This window comes from Nucisporomicrobium flavum, assembly GCF_016464385.1.
GTDB classification, from domain to species: domain Bacteria; phylum Actinomycetota; class Actinomycetes; order Mycobacteriales; family Micromonosporaceae; genus Actinoplanes; species Actinoplanes flavus_A.
Window position 1 is genome coordinate 221104 of record NZ_JADMLH010000010.1, and the last position, 20628, is coordinate 241731.

The 20628-nt window shown below is 72.2% G+C and carries 19 protein-coding genes; 6 read left to right on the forward strand and 13 right to left on the reverse strand.

What is annotated here, in order from left to right; genetic code table 11:
- The first annotated feature begins 89 nt into the window (after window positions 1-89).
- The gene (locus IT780_RS24405) at window positions 90-881 is read left to right on the forward strand and encodes a DUF4097 family beta strand repeat-containing protein (RefSeq protein ID WP_199513976.1); all 792 of its coding nucleotides are present in this window, start codon (window positions 90-92) and stop codon (window positions 879-881) included.
- Here the strand turns inward: IT780_RS24405 and IT780_RS24410 are convergent.
- The 8 genes from IT780_RS24410 to IT780_RS24445 all read right to left on the reverse strand — a co-directional run bounded on the left by IT780_RS24410 (window position 868) and on the right by IT780_RS24445 (window position 10063).
- The gene (locus tag IT780_RS24410; RefSeq protein ID WP_199513977.1) at window positions 868-2124 is read right to left on the reverse strand and encodes an MFS transporter; all 1257 of its coding nucleotides are present in this window, start codon (window positions 2122-2124) and stop codon (window positions 868-870) included. The genes IT780_RS24405 and IT780_RS24410 overlap by 14 nt on opposite strands.
- A complete protein-coding gene (locus tag IT780_RS24415; RefSeq protein ID WP_199513978.1) occupies window positions 2121-3191 on the reverse strand; it encodes an acyltransferase family protein in 1071 nt (356 codons plus the stop codon). Before IT780_RS24415 ends, IT780_RS24410 begins: the two co-directional genes overlap by 4 nt.
- A gap of 93 nt (window positions 3192-3284) precedes the next feature.
- The gene (era, locus tag IT780_RS24420) at window positions 3285-4178 is read right to left on the reverse strand and encodes a GTPase Era (RefSeq protein ID WP_199514054.1); all 894 of its coding nucleotides are present in this window, start codon (window positions 4176-4178) and stop codon (window positions 3285-3287) included.
- A 410-nt stretch (window positions 4179-4588) separates the two neighbouring features.
- A complete protein-coding gene (locus tag IT780_RS24425) occupies window positions 4589-4948 on the reverse strand; it encodes a cytidine deaminase-like protein (protein WP_199513979.1) in 360 nt (119 codons plus the stop codon).
- Window positions 4941-6323 (reverse strand): hemolysin family protein, encoded by a 1383-nt coding sequence (locus tag IT780_RS24430; RefSeq protein ID WP_233413407.1) that lies wholly within the window; start codon window positions 6321-6323, stop codon window positions 4941-4943. The genes IT780_RS24425 and IT780_RS24430 overlap by 8 nt, the downstream gene beginning before the upstream one ends.
- Window positions 6324-6328: 5 nt before the next feature.
- On the reverse strand, window positions 6329-6799 hold the full coding sequence (gene ybeY, locus IT780_RS24435) for an rRNA maturation RNase YbeY (RefSeq protein WP_199513980.1): 471 nt from the start codon (window positions 6797-6799) through the stop codon (window positions 6329-6331).
- Between the two features lie 410 nt (window positions 6800-7209).
- Window positions 7210-8268 carry a PhoH family protein gene (locus IT780_RS24440; RefSeq protein ID WP_199513981.1) on the reverse strand — a complete coding sequence of 353 codons (1059 nt, stop codon included), beginning with the start codon at window positions 8266-8268 and terminating at the stop codon, window positions 7210-7212.
- 409 nt (window positions 8269-8677) lie between these two features.
- Window positions 8678-10063, reverse strand: a complete 1386-nt coding sequence (locus tag IT780_RS24445) for a serine hydrolase domain-containing protein (RefSeq protein WP_199513982.1) — start codon at window positions 10061-10063, stop codon at window positions 8678-8680.
- Between the two features lie 23 nt (window positions 10064-10086).
- On the opposite strand from IT780_RS24445, the gene IT780_RS24450 reads away from it, so the two are divergent.
- Together IT780_RS24450 and IT780_RS24455 are read left to right on the forward strand one after the other, a co-directional pair.
- Window positions 10087-10848: an SDR family NAD(P)-dependent oxidoreductase gene (locus tag IT780_RS24450; protein WP_199513983.1), complete on the forward strand. Its 762-nt coding sequence runs from the start codon at window positions 10087-10089 to the stop codon at window positions 10846-10848.
- A gap of 33 nt (window positions 10849-10881) precedes the next feature.
- Entirely contained in the window at window positions 10882-13272 is a 2391-nt protein-coding gene (locus IT780_RS24455; RefSeq protein ID WP_199513984.1) for a beta-glucosidase family protein, read from the forward strand.
- A gap of 44 nt (window positions 13273-13316) precedes the next feature.
- Here the strand turns inward: IT780_RS24455 and IT780_RS24460 are convergent, their stop codons facing one another.
- Window positions 13317-13778: a hypothetical protein gene (locus tag IT780_RS24460; RefSeq protein ID WP_199513985.1), complete on the reverse strand. Its 462-nt coding sequence runs from the start codon at window positions 13776-13778 to the stop codon at window positions 13317-13319.
- Window positions 13779-13952: 174 nt separating this feature from the next.
- Entirely contained in the window at window positions 13953-15257 is a 1305-nt protein-coding gene (locus IT780_RS24465) for a lysine N(6)-hydroxylase/L-ornithine N(5)-oxygenase family protein (RefSeq protein ID WP_199513986.1), read from the reverse strand.
- Window positions 15258-15356: 99 nt separating this feature from the next.
- On the opposite strand from IT780_RS24465, the gene IT780_RS24470 reads away from it, so the two are divergent.
- Window positions 15357-16307 carry a methionyl-tRNA formyltransferase gene (locus IT780_RS24470; RefSeq protein ID WP_199513987.1) on the forward strand — a complete coding sequence of 317 codons (951 nt, stop codon included), beginning with the start codon at window positions 15357-15359 and terminating at the stop codon, window positions 16305-16307.
- 4 nt (window positions 16308-16311) lie between these two features.
- On the opposite strand, the gene IT780_RS24475 is transcribed toward IT780_RS24470, so the two are convergent.
- The 3 genes from IT780_RS24475 to panD form a co-directional block, all read right to left on the reverse strand.
- Window positions 16312-17187: a Sco1979 family transcriptional regulator gene (locus IT780_RS24475; RefSeq protein WP_199514056.1), complete on the reverse strand. Its 876-nt coding sequence runs from the start codon at window positions 17185-17187 to the stop codon at window positions 16312-16314.
- Window positions 17188-17370: 183 nt separating this feature from the next.
- A complete protein-coding gene (locus tag IT780_RS24480; protein WP_199514057.1) occupies window positions 17371-17709 on the reverse strand; it encodes a hypothetical protein in 339 nt (112 codons plus the stop codon).
- A 13-nt stretch (window positions 17710-17722) separates the two neighbouring features.
- Window positions 17723-18142: an aspartate 1-decarboxylase gene (gene panD, locus IT780_RS24485; protein ID WP_199513988.1), complete on the reverse strand. Its 420-nt coding sequence runs from the start codon at window positions 18140-18142 to the stop codon at window positions 17723-17725.
- Between the two features lie 112 nt (window positions 18143-18254).
- Between panD and IT780_RS24490 the strand changes: the two genes are divergently transcribed.
- On the forward strand, window positions 18255-19268 hold the full coding sequence (locus IT780_RS24490) for an ABC transporter substrate-binding protein (RefSeq protein WP_199513989.1): 1014 nt from the start codon (window positions 18255-18257) through the stop codon (window positions 19266-19268).
- Between the two features lie 230 nt (window positions 19269-19498).
- Entirely contained in the window at window positions 19499-20593 is a 1095-nt protein-coding gene (locus tag IT780_RS24495) for a neprosin family prolyl endopeptidase (protein WP_199513990.1), read from the forward strand.
- Window positions 20594-20628: the final 35 nt, after the last annotated feature.

Genomic DNA, 20628 nt, shown 5'->3' on the forward strand with positions numbered 1-20628 from the left:
CCCTGACCCGGATCTCAGGGTCATCTCGGGGACGGGTGGGTGACAGGACCGATGGCGCCGGGCGTACCCGGGCTCATAGCGTCTGGTGCATGAGCACGAGACTGGTCCTGCGCGCCGGAGCCCTCACCGTCGTCACCGCCGCCGCGGCGACCGCCCTCGCCGGCTGCGGGGGTGGGATCGGCGCCCGGCTGACCTACGACGACACCGAGAAGGTCAAGGTCACCGAGATCGTGGTGAGCGGCAACAGCGGCGATGTGACCGTGACGGCCTCGGCGATCGACGAGACGCGCATCCGGCGGGTGGTCCGCAGCAACGGCGACGATCCGGACGTCTCGTACCGGCTCACCGGCACCACGCTGGCCATCGACACGAGCTGCGGGCACAACTGCCGGGCCTCGTACGAGATCGAGGCGCCCACCGGGGTGGCCGTGCGCGGCGGCGTGCACTCCGGCAGCCTCAACCTGACCGGCGTCGCGTCGGCCGACGTGACGGTGACCTCCGGCGACATCACCCTGCAGGGCGTCACCGGCCAGGCGACCGCGAAGGCCACCTCGGGCACCATCACCGCAAGCGCCCTCGCCGGTCCCGCCACCTTCCATGTCACCTCGGGCGACATCGAGGCCAGCGACCTGACCGGCGGCGGCGCGATCAAGGTCGAGGCCAACTCCGGCAGCGTCGACCTGCGGCTGGCACAGCCGGCCTCGGTGACCGCCCACGTGACCAGCGGCGACATCGATCTGGCCGTGCCGGACGGCAGCTACCGCATCCTGCACCGGACCGGCTCGGGCGACTTCGAATCCGACGTGACCTCGAGCCCCGGCGCGACGAACGTGCTGGACCTGCGGGCCAGCAGCGGCAACATCGCGGTCACGTCGTCGTAGCGGCCGGCTCCACGGCGGTGTCCGCGGCCGGCCTCTCCCGGCGGGACAGCCACACCAGCGGCACCGCGCAGGCGCTCAGCGCGGCCGACACCACGTACGACAGCGGGTAGCCCCAGACGTCGGCGGCGCGGCCCAGCGCGGGCTGCGCCACCACGCCGCCGGCGGAGGACATCAGCGAGTCGAAGGACAGGATCGTGGCCCGCTGCCGGGACGGGATCATGCCGTTGAGGTACGCCTGCCGCACCGGCATCGCCGCCGCACCCAGCAGCCCCCAGACGACGATCAGCGCGAGCACCGCCCAGAACGCCGGTACGAGCCCGATGAGCAGCACCGTCACCGCGCCGAGCCCGAGCGTCAGCAGCAGCACCGAGGTACGCCGGGCGAACCGGGAGCGCAGCCACGGCGTCACCAGCCCACCGGCGATCGAGGCGCCCGCCACCAGCGCAGCGGCGAGCCCGGCCAGGCCGTACGCGGACTCGTCGCCCCACAGCTCCAGCAGGTACGGCTGCAGCGCGTAGTGCACGTAGATGCCCACGCCCCCCGTGAACGGCGCGGCGAGCATGAGCCAGCGCACCGGGCGGACGCGCAGGCCGTACTCGACGGAACTGGTGGCGATCTCGCGGACCTCGGCACCGAACGAGCGCCCGCGGTCCGGGGTGAACCCCAGGTCGCGCATCAGCGCCGCGGCGAGCACCGCCATCAGCACGAGCACGGCGGCGCGCAGCACGTACGGCGCCCCCAGCCCGGCGAACTGGGCCAGGTATCCGCCGCCGCCCGCGCCCAGCAGCATGCCGATCCCGGAGACCACCTGTCCGCGGGCGAACACGGTGTCGAGGCTGCCGTCGTACCCGGTGGCGGTCAGCGCGTCGACCAGCCAGGCCTCGGTGGCGCCGGAGAAGAACGTGAACCCGAGCCCGATCAGGGCCGAGGAGACCGCCCACGCCCAGAACGGCCCGTGCACGGTCCAGAGCCAGACGTACAGCCCGGTGGTGACGGCCAGCGTGGCGGTGCCGAGCAGGTACGACGCGCGGCGGCCCCAGGCGTCCGCGACGATCCCGGTCGGCACCTCGAACAGCACCATCCCGGCGGTGAAGAACGCGTTGGCCGCGAACGCCTCGAGGTTCGTCAGCCCGGCGTCCAGCAGGAAGAGCGTGTTGACGCCCCAGATCAGCGACGCCGCGAAGGTGTTGCCGAAGCCCAGGACGTAGTACGTCCGCCGCACCCGGGCGGCGGCCGTGGTCATGTGCGCAGCGTTTCGGCCACCGAGCCGACGTTACCCGCTGCGACGGCCGTCCGCGGTACGGCGGGTGACACCGGTGCGCTGCGCGGCGGGCGGCCGGGGATCAGCCGCGGCGGGCGGTCGGCGGCGACGTCCTCGACCCACCCGACGAGCAGCACCGCGAGCGCGACGAGGGCGACGACCACGGTGAGCCGCCAGCCGATGCCTACCCAGCCGCGGGTGGGCAGCCCGTGCGCCTCCCCCAGCTTCGTGACCGCGACGATCACCGGCACGTGCCACAGGTAGATCGTGAGGGCGCGGGCGTTGAGCAGGGTGAGCAGCCGGCCCGGACGCGCCGCGGTGGCGACGGGGGCGCAGCCCAGCACGACCAGCACGAACGCCGCCGACCACAGCGCGTTGCCGAGCGGGACGTCGTTGAGGTCGTACCCCCGGGGTCCGGGATGGGTGACGATCCAGGCCGCGCCGGCCGCGGCGAGCGACCCGGCAGCGGCGACGAGGGTCCGCCGGCTCAGCCGGCGCAGCATGCCGTCATGGTGCGCGAAGCCGAGCAGCCACGCGCCGCCGTAGAGGGCCATGTCCCGAACGATCGGATGCACCGGCGTCCCGGCCAGCGTGATGATCGCCAGCGCCGCGTAGGGCACCGCGAGCGCGGTCCTCGGCATCCGCCGGAACAGCGGCAGGGCCACCGGGGACAGCAGCACGAACCAGAGGAAGTCGCGCAGGTACCAGGTCGCGCTCAGCGCCATCGAGCCCCAGCCGTTGGCCGGCGGGTCCTGCAGCGGGAAGGCCCAGTACAGCACCGTCCAGTCCCAGGCCAGGCCGGTGAGCAGCATGGAGGGCACCGCGACGAGCGCGAGCACCCACAGCGACGGCAGCAGGCGGCGCAGCCGGCGCTCCACCGCGAGCGGACCGGAACGGTCGATCGACGCCGCCATCAGCGAGCCGGCCAGCGCGAACATCACCGACATCGCCGGGAACACGACCGTCAGGGCGGCCCAGCCGGTGGCGTGGTAGACCACCACCCGGACGGTCGCGACGGCGCGCAGCAGGTCGAGGTACCGGTTTCGCATGGCGACAACGCCTATCGAAACAGGACGCTGTCCGGCAACGTGAAACCGGGCCTACGTGACTATGCCCACAAATATGGATAAATCGAACTATCTTCAGAATCCCAGGCGGCGCAGCTGCTTCGGATCCCGCTGCCACTCCTTCGCCACGCGGACGTGCAGGTCCAGGTACACCTTCCGGCCCAGCAGCGCCTCGACCTCCGCCCGCGCCCGGATGCCGACGTCCTTGAGCCGCGCGCCCCGGGTGCCGATCACGATCGACTTCTGGCTGTCGCGCTCCACGTACATGTTGGCGTAGATCTTCGTCAACCCGCCCTCGACGAACATCTCCTCGACCAGCACGGCGATCGAGTGCGGCAGCTCGTCCCGGACGCCCTCGAGCGCGGCCTCCCGGATCAGCTCCCCGATCAGCACCTGCTCCGGCTCCTCGGTCAGCACGTCGTCCGGGTACAGCGGCGGCGACTCCGGGAGATGCTTCGTGATCACGTCGACCAGCGTCTCCACCTGGTGCCCGGAGACGGCGCTGACCGGCACGATGTCGGCGAAGTCGTACAGCTTGCTGACGGCCAGCAGCCGCTCCGTGAGCGTCGCCGGATCCACCAGATCCACCTTGGTGACCACGGCGATCACGGTCGCCTTCAGCGCGGCGATCTCGGTCGAGATGAACCGGTCACCCGCGCCCACCGGCTCGTCCGCCGGGAAGCAGACGCCGATCACGTCCACCTCGCTCCACGTCTCCCGCACGAGATCGTTGAGCCGCTCCCCGAGCAGCGTGCGCGGCCGGTGCAGCCCCGGCGTGTCGACGAGCACGAGCTGGGCGTTGTCGCGGTGCAGCACGCCACGGATGACGTGCCGGGTGGTCTGCGGCTTGTTCGAGGTGATCGCGATCTTCTGCCCGACGATCGCGTTCGTCAGCGTCGACTTGCCGGCGTTCGGCCGGCCGACAAAACACGCAAACCCGGCACGGTAGGCGTCGTCCGCGCCGGTCACCCGGCCGGCGGCCTTGTGCTTGTGCACCTTCTTATCGGTACGCGCGCCCCCCGCCCCGCCGGAATCCAGTGGCCCCGGGCTCACGGCGGCCTTCCCCGCACCGCTGCGATGACGAGGCTTCCGATCCGGTCTCCCGTCCGGGGCGGGAGCGGCACCGGCCGTCTCCTGCCGCCGCTTGCCACCGCCCTGAGCAGCGCCCCCGGCGGATCCCTGCTGACGCTTCGCCTGCTGACGCTCCTGCCGTCGCTGCGCGTTCCGCTCCCCCGGCGTCAGCCGCCGCTCGCCTCCCGGCTCACCGCGCTCGCTCCGCTCGCGCTTCGCGCCCCCATCGGCGCGCTTCGCACCGCCCCCATCGGCACGCTTCGCGCCGCGCTCGCCGGCGCCGCCTCGCCCGGAGCCGCCCGCGTCCGTCACTGGGTCACCGTGCCCACGAGGGTGCCGTCCGGGGCCACCACGTGGATCGGCGCGTCCGCCGCCAGGTCACGCACCGCGGCCCGGCCCGCCTCGTCCAGCGTCTCCGCCTGCGTGGCCACCGCCGCCGCCTCCAGCTTCGTCGCGCCCGCCGCCACCGCGGAGGCCACCGCGAGCTGCAGGGCCGTCAGCTGCAGGCTGGGCAACGCCACCGTCGCCGCGGCGTAGGTCCGGCCGTCCTGGTCGCGTACCGAAGCTCCCTCGGCCGCGCCCACCCGGGCGCGCGCCCCGCGGGCCAGCGTGACCAGCTTCGCGTCCTCGGCGCTGAGCTCGGCGGCGGTGCTGTTCTGTTCAGGCATCGGCGTGCTGTCTTTCCTCGGTCTCGGGGGCGTTCTCGTCGTCGCCGGACTGCTCCGACGGGGGTTCGACCCGGCGCACCAGCACCGAGTCGATGCGGTTGCGGCGGCCGGTGGTGCCCTCGGCGATCAGGTGCAGGCCGCCGACGTCCACGGTCGCGCCGGGGATCGGCACCCGGCCCAGCGTCTGCGCGAGCAGGCCGCCGACCGTCTCCACCTCGTCGGCGGGCAGCTCCACGCCGAAGATGTCGCCCAGGTCCTCGATCGGCAGGCGGGCGGTGACGCGTACGGCCCCGTCCTCCAGGTGCTCGACCGGCGGGCGTTCCACGTCGTACTCGTCGGTGATCTCGCCGACGATCTCCTCGAGGATGTCCTCGATCGTGACCAGGCCGGCCGTCCCGCCGTACTCGTCGACCACGATCACCAGGTGGGTGCGGGCCGCCTGCATCTCCGACAGCAGGTCGTCGACCGGCTTCGACTCGGGCACGAACGTGGCCGGGCGCATCAGGTCGGCGACCGGCTCCGCCGAGGCGGCCGGGTCGCCGCTCTGGGTCCGCCGGACGACGTCCTTGAGGTACAGCACGCCGAGCACGTCGTCGACGCTCTCCCCGATCACCGGGATCCGCGAGAAGCCGGAGCGCAGGAACAGGAACAGCGCCTGCTGCAGCGTCTTCGGCCCCTCGATCCACACCATCTCGGTCCGCGGCACCATCACCTCGCGCGCGATGGTGTCACCCAGCGCGAACACGGAATGGATCATCTCGCGCTCGCCGTGCTCCACCACGCCACGCTGCTCGGCCAGGTCCACCAGCTCCCGCAGCTCCACCTGGCTGCCGAACGGGCCCTCCGGGAACCCCTTACCGGGCGTGACGGCGTTACCGATGAGGATCAGCAGCGAGGCCAGCGGGTTCAGCACCCGCCCGATCCACCGCACGAGCGGCGCGGTGGCCTTCCCGACCGCGTACGCGTGCTGCCGCCCCACCGTGCGCGGGCCCACGCCGACCACGACGAAGCTGACCAGCGTCATGGCGGCGGCGGTCACGAGGGCCGCCCGCCACCCGGCGCCCCAGCTGTCCACGGCGACGAGCGCCACCAGCGTGGTCGCGGTCAGCTCGCAGATCAGCCGCAGCAGCAGGAGCAGGTTGAGGTGCCGGACGACGTCACCGGCGACCGCGGCCAGCGCGGCGGCGCCCCGCTGCCCCTCCCGCTCCATCTCCGCGGCCCGCGCCGGGGAGACCGTCGCCAGCGCGGCGTCGGTCATCGAGGCGAGCCCGGCCAGGAACACCAGCGCCGCCGCGTACACGATGAGCTGGATGTCCGGAAGGTCAGCCGCGCCGGCGGCGCCCGCGGCTATGGGTGTCAGCAGGGACGGGTCCATGGCGATCAGCCGGTCCGCCGCCCGGAGCGCCAGCTCTGCAGCAGCCGTGCCTGCAACGCGAACATCTCCCGCTCCTCGTCCGGCTCGGCATGGTCGTACCCGAGCAGGTGCAACACTCCGTGCACGGTGAGCAGATGCAGCTCGTCCGCGGCGGAATGGCCGGCGGCGACGGCCTGCTTGGCGGCCACCTCGGGCGCGAGCACGATGTCGCCCAGCAGCGCGGGCTCCCCGGTGCCGGCCTCGCCGGGCCCGTGATCGACGCTGCCCTCGTCCATCGGGAAGGCGAGGACGTCCGTCGGGCCGTCACTGCCCATCCAGCGATGGTTGAGCTCGGTCATGTAGTCGATGTCGACCAGCAGGATGGACAGCTCGGCGAGAGGGTTGACCCCCATCTCCTCGAGCGCGTGCCGGGCCACCGCGAGAATCGCGTCGGTGTCGACCTCGACTCCCGACTCGTTGGCGATCTCGATGGACATTGTGGTGCGTTACCCCTGGTCTCGGTGTGAAGCTCGGTCAGCGCCCGCCGGTGATGACGGCCGCCGTTGCTGATGTCACGCCCTGGTACACCGGGCCCTGGTACACCGGGCCGGCCCCCTCAGTATCCCGCTCCGGCCCGCCGCCCGTCAGTGCGCCCACCCGGTCCGGCCCGGCCGCCCCGCCGGGCACCGGCCACGGGCCACCCGGCAGCGCGGCCGCCGCGCCCGTAATGCCTGCCCGGCCGGACGGGACCACCGTGCCGTGAGCAGCCGCCCGGCCCGGCGCGGCCACCCTGCGTGCCCGGCCCGGCGCGGCCACCCTGCGTGCCCGGCCCGGCCCGCCCGTCCTGCGTGCCCGGCCCGGCGCGGCCGTCCGGCCCGGCCGGGCCGTCGTTCGTCGTGACCGGCGGTCAGCGGCCGCGGCGGGCGTTGCCGGCGGCGCGGCCCTGCACGGCGCGTACGGACTGCTGCCCCTGGTCCTGTTCCTGTTCGGCGTCGTAGCGGGCGTACGCGTCGACGATCTCCGCCACGAGCCGGTGGCGTACCACGTCGGAGCTGGACAGCTCGGCGAAGTGCACGTCCTCGACGCCCTGCAGGATCTCCCGGACCACGCGCAGGCCGCTCGACGTGCCGCCGGGCAGGTCGACCTGGGTGACGTCGCCGGTCACCACGATCTTGGCGCCGAACCCGAGCCGGGTCAGGAACATCTTCATCTGCTCGGGCGTCGTGTTCTGCGCCTCGTCGAGGATGATGAACGCATCATTAAGGGTCCGGCCACGCATGTAGGCCAGCGGCGCGACCTCGATCGTGCCCGCCTGCATGAGCCGCGGGATGCTCTCGGGGTCGAGCATGTCGTGCAGGGCGTCGTAGAGCGGCCGCAGGTACGGGTCGATCTTCTCGTTGAGCGTGCCCGGCAGGAAGCCGAGCCGCTCGCCCGCCTCGACGGCCGGGCGGGTGAGGATGATCCGGTTGATCTGCTTCGCCTGGAGCGCCTGCACGGCCTTGGCCATCGCGAGGTACGTCTTGCCCGTGCCGGCGGGGCCGATGCCGAAGACGATCGTGTTCTCGTCGATCGCGTCGACGTAGCGCTTCTGCCCGAGCGTCTTGGGCCGGATCGTGCGCCCCCGCCGGGACAGGATGTTGAGGGTGAGCACCTCGGCGGGCCGCTCGGCGGTGTTCTGCTCCAGCATGGCGACGGTACGCCGCACCGCGTCGACGGTGAGCGTCTCGCCCTTCTCGATGAGCTCGATGAGCTCGGAGAACAGCCGCTCCGCGGTGGCGTTGTCGGCCGGTGCGCCGGTGATGGTGATCTCGTTGCCGCGGACGTGCACGTCGCTGGTGAGGGTGCGCTCGACGAGCCGCAGGATCTCGTCCTTGGTGCCGAGCAGGTTCACCATGATCTTGGGGTCGGAGACCTCGATCCTGGTCTGCACCCGAGCGGCAGCGCTGCTGTGGTCGGTGCCGGTCATAGGGGCGGCCGTACGGCCTACGCCACCTGCTCTCTTTCTCATCCCCGCCGTGCGTCGGCGGTGCGCCTAAGGATCGTGCCATCGTATCCGCTCGAGGCCCCCGCCGCCGAGGCGATTCCGGCCCGTTTCGCGGCGTCCCGGAGCGCTCGGACCGACCATTCCCGGCGCCGACGACCGGCAGTGCAAGCGCCGGCGACCGGCAGCAGAAAGACCGACGACCGGCGGTGGAAAGGCCGACGACCGGCAGTGCAAGCGCCGGCGACCAGCGGCGGAAAGGCCGACGACCGGCAGTGCAAGCGCCGGCAACCAGCGGCGGAAAGGCCGACGACCGGCAGTGCAAGCGCCGGCGACCAGCGGCGGAAAGGTCGGCGGCCGGGCGATGAGCCGGGCACGAGCGGCAGCCGGCCGCTCAGCCCTGCGAGACCGGCACCCCGTCGAACGTCTCCTGGTGCCGGGTGAACCGGTACGTCGCCCAATGCATCCGCACGACGCGTCCCTCTTCGTCCCGCGTCAGGCGGAGCAGCTCCCCCGCTTCGCGGCCGGAGACCGTGCGGAGCACGTCCGGCTGGTCCGGGAGGGGCCGGAACACCGACGGCGGCCGGTCGGCCGGGGCCTCGGCGGCGCGGGACTGGAGGGTGCCGGCGTGCCAGCTGAAGGTGTGCTGGAAGCCTTCGCTCCACCAGGGGCCCAGGATGGACCGGTAGTGCGGGGGCGCGGGCGGGCCCGGTGACCAGGGGCGGATCTCGGCCGGGTCGGCTTCGGTGGCGATGGCGAGAAGCTCGTGGACGAGCTCGTTGATCTCGGTGGACGTGCCGGAGGAGGCGAGGACCGCCGCGCCGAGGGCGCCCGGGTTGCCGTCGCCGCCGCGGCGGCCGTACACGCCGGCGAGGAAGCCGGGCATGGCGCCGTCGTGGCCGACGTGCACGACGCGGCCGCCCTGGGGCATGAGGATGAGGCCGAGGCCGAAGCCGGCGGACCAGAGCGTCTCGTCGGTGGTCGTCCGGGGCCAGCGCATCTCGTCGAGGGTGGCCGGGGCCAGCACCTTCGCACCCGGGTCGACGAGCTCGGGGGCGGCCAGGAACGCCGCCCAGCGGGCCATGTCGGCGGCGGTGCTCCAGATCTGCGCGGCCGGGGCGGCGCCGCCCATGTCGAGCTGGGGCTCGGGGCGGGCGGCGTCGGAGTAGGCGTCGACGAGGTAGCCGACGGCCGCGTCCGCGGTGGGTTCGACGGTGGTGGCGGTGAGGCCGAGCGGCTCGAGGATGCGGTCGGCCAGCACGGACGCCCAGGTGCCGCCGCGGAGGCGGGCGACCAGCTGGCCGAGGACGGCGACGCCGAGGTTGGAGTAGTGGTAGCGGCGGTTGGCGGGCAGGACGCGTTCCGCGCGGGCGAGGTCGTCCAGCAGTTGCCGGTCGTCGGGGGCGATGAGCACGTCCCACACGTCGCCGTGGGGTTCGCGCTGGTAGCCGGCGGTGTGCGAGAGCAGGCCGCGGATCGTGGCGGTGCCGTGGGCGGGGACCTCGAGGTGGGCGGAGACCGGGTCGTCGAGGTCGAGCAGGCCGTCGTCGCGGGCCTGGAGGACGAGCACGGCGGTGAACGTCTTGGTGACCGAGCCGATGCGGAAGCGACTGTCGGCGTCCAGCGGGTGTGCCGGGTTGCCGGAGTCGCCGACGGTGCATGTCCACAGCTCGCGGTCGGCCCGGTGCAGGGCCACGGACAGGGCGGGCACGCGGGCCTCGGCCTGGACCTTACGGACGGCGCGTTCGAGGCGGCGGTGCGCTGTGCTCGGGGAGTCCACGATCGTGATCCTAGAGTGGCCGTATGACACGTCGGGCGATCCTGGTGACCGGTTCTTCGCGCGGTATCGGACGGGCGATCGCCCAGCGGTTCGCGGCGGGCGGCGACCGGGTGGCGGTGCATCACCGCGATTCCGCCGCGCTGGCGGAGCAGTTGGCGGCCGAGCTGCCCGGTGACGGCCACGTCGTGGTCCGGGCCGATCTGGCCGACCCCGATGCCGTACGGGCCATGGTCGACGAGGCGGCGGCCGGGCTGGGCGGCCTGGACGTGCTGGTGAACAACGCCGGAGCCTTCGGCAGGGCGGATCCGCCGCACCCGGTGTTCGGTACGGCGTACGACGAGTGGCAGGCGATGTGGCGCCGGACGTTCGACGTGAACCTGTTCGGGGCGGCGAACGCGGCGTGGGCGGCGGCGCAGCACATGCGCGGGCGTGGCGGCCGGATCGTGAACGTGTCGTCGCGTGGGGCGTTCCGTGGTGAGCCTGAGCAGCCCGCGTACGGCGCGAGCAAGGCCGCGCTGAACTCGATGGCGCAGTCGCTCGCGGTGGCGCTGGCGCCGTACGGGATCGCGGTGGCGAACGTGGCGCCGGGGTTCGTCGAGACGGACATGACCAACGAGCATCTGAAGGCGGAGCGCGGTGCGGAGATCCGGGCGCAGAGCCCGTTCGGCCGGGTCGCGCGTCCGGAGGAGATCGCGAGCGCGGTGCACTGGCTGGCGTCGCCGGAAGCGGAGTGGGCGTCGGGTTCGATCATCGACCTGAACGGCGCTTCTTACCTGCGTACGTAAGATCATCTCAGCCGATGTGATGGGAGCGCTTCCATGGACGATCTGATCAAGCAGCTGACGCTGGAGGAAAAGGTGTCGCTGCTCGGCGGCCAGGACTTCTGGTCGTTGCCCGCGATCCCCCGCATCGGCCTGCGGTCGCTGGTGATGTCGGACGGCCCGATCGGCGTCCGCGGCACCGGCTGGGCGCCCGAGGACCCGTCCATCGCGCTGCCCAGCCCCACCGCGCTGGCGGCGACCTGGGATCCCGCGCTCGCCCGCAGGGCCGGCAACCTGCTGGGCCAGGAGTCGCGCCGCAAGGACGTGCACGTGCTGCTCGGGCCGACCGTCAACCTGCAGCGCACCCCGCTGGGCGGCCGGCACTTCGAGTGCTACTCCGAGGATCCGCTGCTCAGCGGCGAGATCGCGGTCGGTTTCGTCGAGGGGGTGCAGGCGCACGGCGTCGGCACGACGGTCAAGCACCTGGTGGGCAACGACTTCGAGACCGAGCGGATGACCGTCGACGTCCGCATCGGCGAGCGGGCGCTGCGCGAGGTCTACCTGGCGCCGTTCGAGCGCGTCGTCGCCGCCGGCGGCTGGGGCCTGATGAGCGCGTACAACGGGGTGAACGGCCTGCCGATGGCCTCGAACGGCCCGCTGCAGTCCGGCGTGCTGAAGGACGAGTGGGGTTTCGACGGCATCGTGGTCTCGGACTGGCGTGCCGCCCGCGACACCGTCGGCGCGGCCCTCGGCGGTCTCGACATCGCCATGCCGGCGATGGAGAACCCCTGGGGGGAGAAGCTGGTCGCGGCGGTGCGCGCCGGCGAGGTGCCGGAAGACCTGATCGATGACAAGGTACGCCGGGTGCTGCGGCTGGCGGCTCGCGTCGGCGTGCTGGACGGCGTACCCCCGGCGGTGACGTCCTTCCCCGCGGACCTGGACGGGAGCGCCGTGGCGCACGAGGTCGCGGCCCGGTCGTTCGTGCTGGCGCGCAACGAGCACTTCGCGCTCCCGCTGGAGCCGGCGGCCCTGACCCGGATCGCGGTGATCGGCGCGCTGGCGACCGACGCGCGGGTGCTCGGCGGCGGCAGCGCCCAGGTGACCCCGCCGCACGTGATCTCGCCGCTCGAGGGGCTCACCCGCGCGCTGTCCGGCGTCGACGTGGCCCACGCGGTGGGCGCGGACCCGCGGCCGTTCCTGCCGGCGCTGCCGCAGGAGACGTCGGTGACGCTGCTCGGCGCGGACCACGCGTTCACGGTGCCGGTCGCGGCCGTGCGCTGGATCGGTGACCTGCCGGGCGGGATCGCCCCGGAAACGGTCACCGGGCTGGAGCTGCGCACCACGTTCACGCCTCAGCAGGACGGCGAGCACACCTTCGCGGTCTCCGGCTTCGGCACCTTCGAGCTGATCGTGGGTGAGGAGACGCTCTACTCCGGCACGCTGCACCCGCCGGGCACCGGGCGCGCCGACCTGCTGCTGTCGCCGAAGGAGCAGCGGGCCGGCGTGACGCTGGCTGCGGGCGTACCCGTGGAGGTGACGCTGCGGCAGACGATCAAGCCGGGGATGGCGCACACGGTCTCCGCGACGCTGGGCCACCAGGCCCCCGGCGTCTCGGCCGACAGCCTGCTCGCCGAGGCGGTGGAGCTGGCCCGCGAGGCCGACGTGGCGATCGTCGTGGTGGGCACGACCGAGCAGGTGGAGTCGGAGGGCTTCGACCGGACGTCGCTGGAACTGCCGGGCAACCAGGACGAGCTGGTGGTCCGGGTCGCCGCCGCGAACCCCCGCACGATCGTGGTGGTCAACGCGGGCTCGCCGGTGCTGCTGCCGTGGGCCGACGACGTGGCGGCCGTGCTGCTGACCTGGTTCCCCGGCCAGGAGGCGGGGGCGGCGCTGGCCGACGTGCTGCTGGGCGTCGCGGAGCCGGGCGGGCGCCTGCCCACCACGTGGCCGCGCCGCGAGCAGGACTGCCCGATCCTGCACGTGACACCCCGCGACGGCGTCGTGGAGTACGACGAGGGCGTCTTCATCGGATACCGGGCCTGGGACCGCGCGGGCACGCCGCCGCTGTACGCCTTCGGCCACGGCCTCGGCTACACGACCTGGCGGTACGAGACGCTCGAGGTGTCGCCCACCGAGGCGGTCGTGTCGCTGACGAACACGGGCGCGCGGGCGGGGCGCGAGGTGGTGCAGGTGTACGCGGGCCCGGCGGGCGTCACGCCGGAGGGCATCGGCGCCGACGGGGTGTCCCCGGAGCGCCCGGCCCGCTGGCTCGCGGGCTTCGCACCGGTCGACGCGCACCCGGGCGAGACGGTGACGGTACGCATCCCGCTGCCGGAGCGCACCTGGCAGGTGTGGGACGGCGGCTGGCGGACGATCCCGGGGGCGTACGCGGTCACCGCCGCGCACGCCCTGGACGATCCGCGCCTGACCGCCTCGCTGGAGCTCTAGAGAGACTTCGGCCCTCGTCGCCGGTGCGACGAGGGCCGGACGCCTCAGCTCTCGTCGCGCGTGACGACGAGGTCGAGGCCCTTGGCGTTGTCGTTCGTCCAGACCACCGTGAAACCGGGCCACTCGCCCTCGAGCTGACCGTCGGCGCCGACCGTGGAGGTCATCCGGGAGCTGAGCGCGCCGGGGACCCCGAGCGTGTCGAACACGCAGGTCATGGCCGCGTCGCTGAGGCCGACCGGGAACTTGTCACCGGCGCCGTTGACGGTCAGCTTGCGGTTCTTGTCGGAGAGCTTGAGGCCCTCCTTGGCGGGGTCGCACTTGTCGGCGGCGGTGAGCAGCGGGTCGGCCTCGGAGGCGGCGACGGGCGCGGGGCTCTCGTCCCCGCCCCCGATCAGCTTGGGGACAAGGACGACGCCGAGGGCGACGAGGAAGACGGCAAGGAGCACCCACGGCAGCGGACTTCGCTTGCGGGTGGATTCGGCGGCGGGGTGGCGGGGCTGAGTCATGAACACGTCCTAGTGCGTCGAGGGGGAGGGATCAACGCGCGGACGAAGTTTCCTCCGCGTACCGAATCAGGACAACGATCAAGCACCGAACTGGCCGAACGGATGAGTCGACAGTGGAAAACAGTGCCAACCGACCCCCCAAGATTTTCCGGGAACTTCCGGGCGGGCGCGCGGTCAGGCGGGCACGAGGGAGGCCGGGGCGGCGCGCCGGGCGAGCACCGACTCGAGGATCTCGCCGACCCGGACGGCCGTGTTGGACAGCAGCGCCGACGTGATGCCGTGGCTGTGTTCCGTACCGCCCTGGAGGTAGACGCCGGCCCGCAGGCGCGGGTCGGTGGCGGCGCGGTAGTCCCGCCCGACCTTCGGCCGTCCCTGGTCGTCGCGCAGGCAGAGCTCCGCGACGTCGCCGAGGACCGCGTACGGGTCGGCCTGGTGGTATCCGGTCGCACAGACGAGGACGTCGGCCTCCAGCGTCGTGACCTCCCCGGTGAGCAGCGACCGGACCGTGGCGGTCACGCCGGCCGGCCCGTCGGTCACCTGGGTGAGCCGCGAGACGTTCAGCATCCGCAGGCGTTCCCGGCCCAGGACCTTCTCCTGGTACGCCCGCCGGTACAGGTCGTTGATGAGGTCGATGTCCACCACTGAGTAGTTGGTGTTCCCGTGGTAGTCCATCAGCAGCTGCTTGACGCTTTCCGGCGCGCGGTAGAACTCGTCGACGGCGTCCGGGTCGAAGATGCGGTTGGCGAACGCGCTGTCGTCGGCCGGCGAGTAGCCGTAACGGGAGAAGACGGCGTACACCTCGGCCTCGGGGAACGCGCCGTGCAGCGTGGCGACGGCCTCGGCCGCGCTCTGCCCGGCGCCGACCACGACGAAGCGGCGCGGCCGGGCGTCGCGGATGCCGGGGAGGTTGTGCAGCAGGTCGCTGGTGTGCCAGATCCGCGGCGAAGCGGCGATCCCCTCGGGCAGCCGCGGCCGGAGCCCGGTGCCGACGACGAGGTTGCGGGCCCGGTGGGTGACGAGCCGGCCGCCCCGGCGGGAGAGCACGTCGACCGCGGTGACGTCGCCGGCCGCGTCCTCGACCGGGGTCACCGAGAGCACTTCGGCGCCGTACGTGACCTGGTCGGCGACCTGCTCGGCGGCCCAGGCGAAGTAGTCGTGGAACTCGACCCGCAGCGGGAACAGGTTCTTGTGGTTGATGAAGTCGACGAGCCGGCCGCGGCTGTGCAGGTACCGCAGGAAGCTGAACTCGCTCGTGGGGTTCCGCAGCGTCACCAGGTCCTTCAGGAACGACACCTGCATGGTGGCGTCGTCCAGGAGCATCCCCCGGTGCCAGCCGAACGCGGGCTGCCGTTCGAGGAAGCGGGCCGTGACGCCGCCGCCCGGCCCGGCACCGTCGTTGTGCTCGGACACGGCGATGGCCATGGCGAGGTTCGACGGGCCGAAGCCGATTCCCACGACATCGAGTTCAGGTTCAGACATGACCGTCCCCTCCGCGGCGGGGCCGACCTGACCCCGAGGTGTTGGTTAGCCTAACCTAAGCAACGGCGCGGTCCGCAGAGCCTGGTGAGGGAGAAATCCATGCGAGTCGTCATGTTCGGTTTCCAGACGTGGGGGCATCGCACGCTGCAGGCCCTGCTCGAGTCGGACCACGACGTCGTCATGGTGGTCACCCATCCGCGGGGCGAGGGAGCGTACGAGAAGGTCTGGTCGGATTCGGTCGAGGAGCTCGCGGAGTCGGCGGGTGTGCCGGTGCTGATCCGCGACCGGCCGGACGACGACGAGCTGTACGACGCCCTCAAACAGGCCGCCCCCGACGTCATCGTGGCCACCAACTGGCGCACCTGGATCCCGCCACGCATCTTCGGCCTGCCCGCCTTCGGGACGCTCAACGTGCACGACGCGCTGCTGCCGGCGTACGCGGGCTTCTCGCCCCTGATCTGGGCCCTCCTCAACGACGAGAAGGAGGTCGGCGTGACCGCGCACCTGATGGACGAGACCCTCGACGCGGGCCCGATCGTGCTGCAGCGCGCGGTCCCGGTCGGCCCCGGCGACACGGCGACGGACCTCTTCCACAAGACGCTGGCGCTGTTCGGCCCGATCACCGTGGACGGGCTGGCCGAGATCGCCACCGGCCGCCGCGACTTCACCCCGCAGGACCGCTCGCGGGCCAGCTTCTTCCACAAGCGGTCGGAGGAGGACATCCGCATCGACTGGACCTGGACGGCCGAAGAACTCTCCCGCCTCGTCCGCGCGCAGTCGGCGCCGTACCCGCAGGCGTTCTGCTTCCACAAGGGCCGCCGCCTCGAGATCGTCCGCGCGGGCGTGTCGCAGGCCGTGTACGGCGGCACCCCGGGCCGCATCTTCTACCGCGAGGGCGACGGCGTGGCGGTGGTCGCGGGCGCGGACGCGCGGCGTGGACGCAGCAGGGCCCTGCTCATCAGAGAGGTACGCACGGACGACGGCACCGAGCTGGCGGCCCACGACTACTTCACGACGATGGGCGGCTACCTGACGAGCTTCCCCCGCTGACCGCTCAGTCGTCGTCGAGGGCGCGCAGGGCCTCGCGGAGGAGGTCCGGCGTGCGGTCCGGCGGCTCGGCCTCGATGAAGAGCCGGCCCATCGCCGCGGCGTAGTGGTCCACGTCCTCGCGCTTGTCCAGGTAGAGCCCGCTGGTCAGGTGCTCGATGTAGACCACGTCCGGCAGGTTCTGGTGCGGGAAGCGCAGGATCGTGAAGGCGCCGCCGGCCGCCGCGTGGCCGCCGGAGCGGAACGGGATGACCTGCAGGCGGATGTAGCGGTGCCGGCAGGCCTCGATGAGGTGTTCGATCTGCTCGCGCAGCACCTGCTTGCCGCCGATCGGGCGGCGCAGCACCGCCTCGTCGATCACCGCCCACAGCCGCGGCGGGTCCTCGCGGGCCAGCAGCTGCTTGCGAGCCATCCGCAGGTCGGCGCGGCGGTCGATCTCGTCGGCCGACGCGGTGCCGTGGCCGAGCATGATGACGGCCCGGGCGTACGCGTCGGTCTGCAGCAGCCCGGGCACGAACTGGATCTCGTACGTGCGGATCAGCTCGGCGGCCTGCTCGAGGTCGAGGTAGTTCTGGAACCACGTCGTCAGCACGTCGCCGTACGAGTGCCACCAGCCGGGCGAGTTGGCCTCCCGGGCCAGTGCGAGCAGCCGCTCGTGCTCGCGCTGATCGGTGACGCCGTACAGCTTGAGCAGGTCGGTGACGTCGCGCTCCTTGAACGCGACCCGGCCCAGCTCCATCCGGCTGATCTTCGACTCGGAGCCGCGGATCTCGTAGCCCGCCTTGTCGCGGGTGATGCCGGCGGCCAGGCGCAGGCTGCGCAGGCGGGCGCCCAGCTGGAGCCGGCGGACCGTCGGCCCGCCGTTCTGCTCCGGGGCGCTCACCGGCAGGCTCCTCTGGTTACGGCGGGCGGACGACAACGGCGTGCTCACGTGCGCGTCCTCACGTTCGGCTGCTAAGTCCTCGATCGTCGCAGGTCCACGATCCTCGCAGGTCCTGGATCGTCCCAGTCCTGACCCGTCCCAGGTCCTCGATCGTTGCGGGCAAAGCATAGACCCGAACCGCTGTCAGTCCGCGTATTCCGCCGGATCGAAGATTCGGTCCGTGAGCTCCGCCGGGACCCGGGCCAGTCCCGGGCCGCCCGCGTCGAGCCAGTCCGCCACCGCGCCGACGACCCGGTCGTCCAGGACGTCGCCGAGGTGGACGACGCGGGCGCCGCCCCGGCGGGCGGCGGGGGTCGGGTGCACGACGACCACATTGGACCGCTCGCACACGCGCAGGCATTCGCTGACGCGTACCCGATGACGCTCCCCCACCGCGCCGCGGATGGCGGCGAGCTGCGCGTCGTGATCGACCCCCGGGTGTTTCTCGCTGCTGCCGCAGCAGCAGTCGCGGCAGACGGTCAGCGCTCCCATCGGGTCAATGCACCAGGACCTTGCCGGAGATCTGACCGGTGGCGCCGGGCACCGGCTCGGACGGGTCGGAGCCGATCCGGACGAGCTCGTTGCGCTCGTCGACGTGCGCGACCCGCGGCCGGTACGCGGCCCGCTCCGCCTCGTCGACCTGCTTGAACGACATGATGATGATCAGGTCGCCGACCGAGACGAGCCGGGCGGCCGCGCCGTTGATGCCGATCACGCCGGAGCCCGCGGGGCCCTCGATCACGTACGTCACCAGCCGGGCCCCGTTGTCGATGTCGACCACGTGGACCTGTTCGCCCTCGACCAGGTCGGCGGCGTCCATGAGGGTCCGGTCGATCGTGATGGAGCCGACGTAGTGCAGGTCCGCCTGGGTCACGGTAGCGCGGTGGATCTTGCCACCGAGCAGGGTGCGCTGCATGTCTGCGGTCCTTACGGATCGGGCCGGGGCGGTACCCCCGGGCGGGGAAGCAAAGTTAGCCTAACCTAATCTGACGGCTCGGCCAACGGATCACCGACCCCCTGGAGACCTCATGACTTCCCGCGTCCACGGCTGGCGACGGGCCCTCACCGTCGCCGCCGCCGGCCTGCTCGCCGCCACCACAGCCACCGCGTGCACGTCCGATGAGGACACCGCCGCCGCACCCGTGACCTCCGGCTCCGCCGCCGCCTTCCCCGTGAGCATCGAGCACAAGTTCGGCTCGACGACCATCGAGAAGCAGCCCGAGCGGGTGGTGACCGTCGGCTGGAACGACCAGGACCCGGTGCTCGCCCTGGGCGTCGTACCGGTCAGCACGCGGGAGTGGTTCACCGAGTACCCGACGTACCCGTGGGTGCAGTCCGCGCTCGGCGGCAAGCAGCTGAGCACGTTCTCCGCGGAGCTGAACTTCGAGGCGATCATCAAGCAGCAGCCGGACCTCATCCTCGCGATCTACGAGACGATCTCGAAGGAGACGTACGAGAAGCTCTCGCAGATCGCGCCGACGGTCATCCAGTCCTCCGCGTACGCCGACGAGCAGACGCCCTGGGACGTGCAGACCCGTACGGTCGGCAGGGCGCTCGGCAAGACCGCCGAGGCGGAGGCGCTGGTGGCGAAGGTCAACGCGAAGATCGACGAGGCGAAGCGCGCCAATCCCCAGTTCGCCGGCAGGACGCTCGTGGTCGATTTCGGTCCCGAGAAGGGCCAGCACTGGCTGATCCCGGCCAAGGACCCGCGCCGGGCGCTGTTCGACGCGCTCGGCTTCACGGCGCAGACCGAGTCGGAGGAGGTCAGCGAGGAGCGGCTCGACCTGCTCGACCGGGACGTGCTGTTCGTCAACGGTGCGACCAAGAAGGACATGGCGGCCTCACCAGCGTTCGCCCGCCTGAAGGTGGTCAAGGAGGACCGCACCCTCTACACGTCCTTCTCCACGCCGCTGGGCGGGGCGCTGGCGTACAGCGGGCCGAACGCGTTGCTCTACGCCCTGGACGTCCTCGTGCCGCAGCTGCGCAACGCGACGGATGGCGACCCGGCGACGGCGGTCACGGACCTGTCCGCGGTCGCCTGACCCCGTACGGGTGAATCGGCCGGCGGCGGGAATCGGCACATATGAAGCCCAAACCTCAGCCCAGCGCATCGACCTCGGCCGTTCGGTTGAAATCCCTGGTCACTCGGCCGCAGCCAGGGTCATCGAGCGCGTTGTATGGTCGGCGGCGCCTGCGACATCCGCCGGGAGCTCCCCCTCCCGAGCGCCCGACGAACGAGGACGGACACGTGTCGAAAGCTCACCGTGGTCTGATGGCGGCCGGCCTGGCCGCCGCAGTGGTCGGCTCGATGGGAGTCGTGTGGACGCTCGGCGCGGACGCCGCCGAGAGCCCGGACCCGAGCGCGCCCGCCGCCGCATCAGCCGTGGAGGCCGACGACCCGGGCACGCCGGCCCGGGCGGACGAGCCGAGCCCGCCGCCCCTGCTGCCGTGGGGTGAGGCCCCCTCCTCCGCCAAGAAGGCGCCCGTCGGTGCCGACAGCGCCACCGTGACGGCGACCGGTGCGGACGCGGCGCCGGTCAACGCGTCGCACACCCCCGTCGCCGGGTACGGGCCGAAGGGCCGCACCGGCCCCTCCGGTTCGCTCAAGCGCGAGCGCACCGCCGGGGCGAAGACGGCCGCCCCGGCGCCCGCGGAGGTCACCGCCGCCGGCACTCCCACCACGACGGCCGCCGCGGCCAGCGACTGGAACTACTTCTACTCGGGCGCCCGGCAGATCGAGACCTCCGACGGCGGCTGGGCGAACCTGGACATCCGCAAGCCGTGGCTGAGCGCGAACGACGCGCACACGCTCGCCGAGATCTCGGTGCAGTCGGCCGACAGCAAACAGATCGTCGAGGTCGGCTGGACCATCGACCGGAAGCTGAACAAGGACGACGATCCGCACCTGTTCGTCTACTACTGGAAGGACAAGACCCGCACCTGCTACAACAAGTGCGGTTTCACGTCCAAGAGCGACAACGTCAAGCCCGGTGACACGCTGCCGACGGGCACGACGAAGCGCTTCGGCATCCAGCACTTCGACGGCGTGTGGTGGGTCGCGTACGACTCCGAGTGGCTCGGTTACTTCGACGACAGCCTCTGGGACGGCCGCTACACCAAGTCCGGCATGGTGCAGTTCTTCGGCGAGGTGGCCGCCCTCAACACCAAGCCGTGCACCGACATGGGCAACGGGCAGCACGGCACCAGCAAGACGGCCCTGACGTTCGGCACGATCTCGCTGACCAACGTCCAGGTGCCGGTGAAGGTGGACCTGATGGACGACACGAACGCCGAGTTCTACACCTCCGCCAGGGCGGAGACCGAGGGCAACAGGAACTTCCGGTACGGCGGTCCCGGCAACTGCTGACCGTCGGACGTTCACGACAGGGGCGGTCCTTCGCG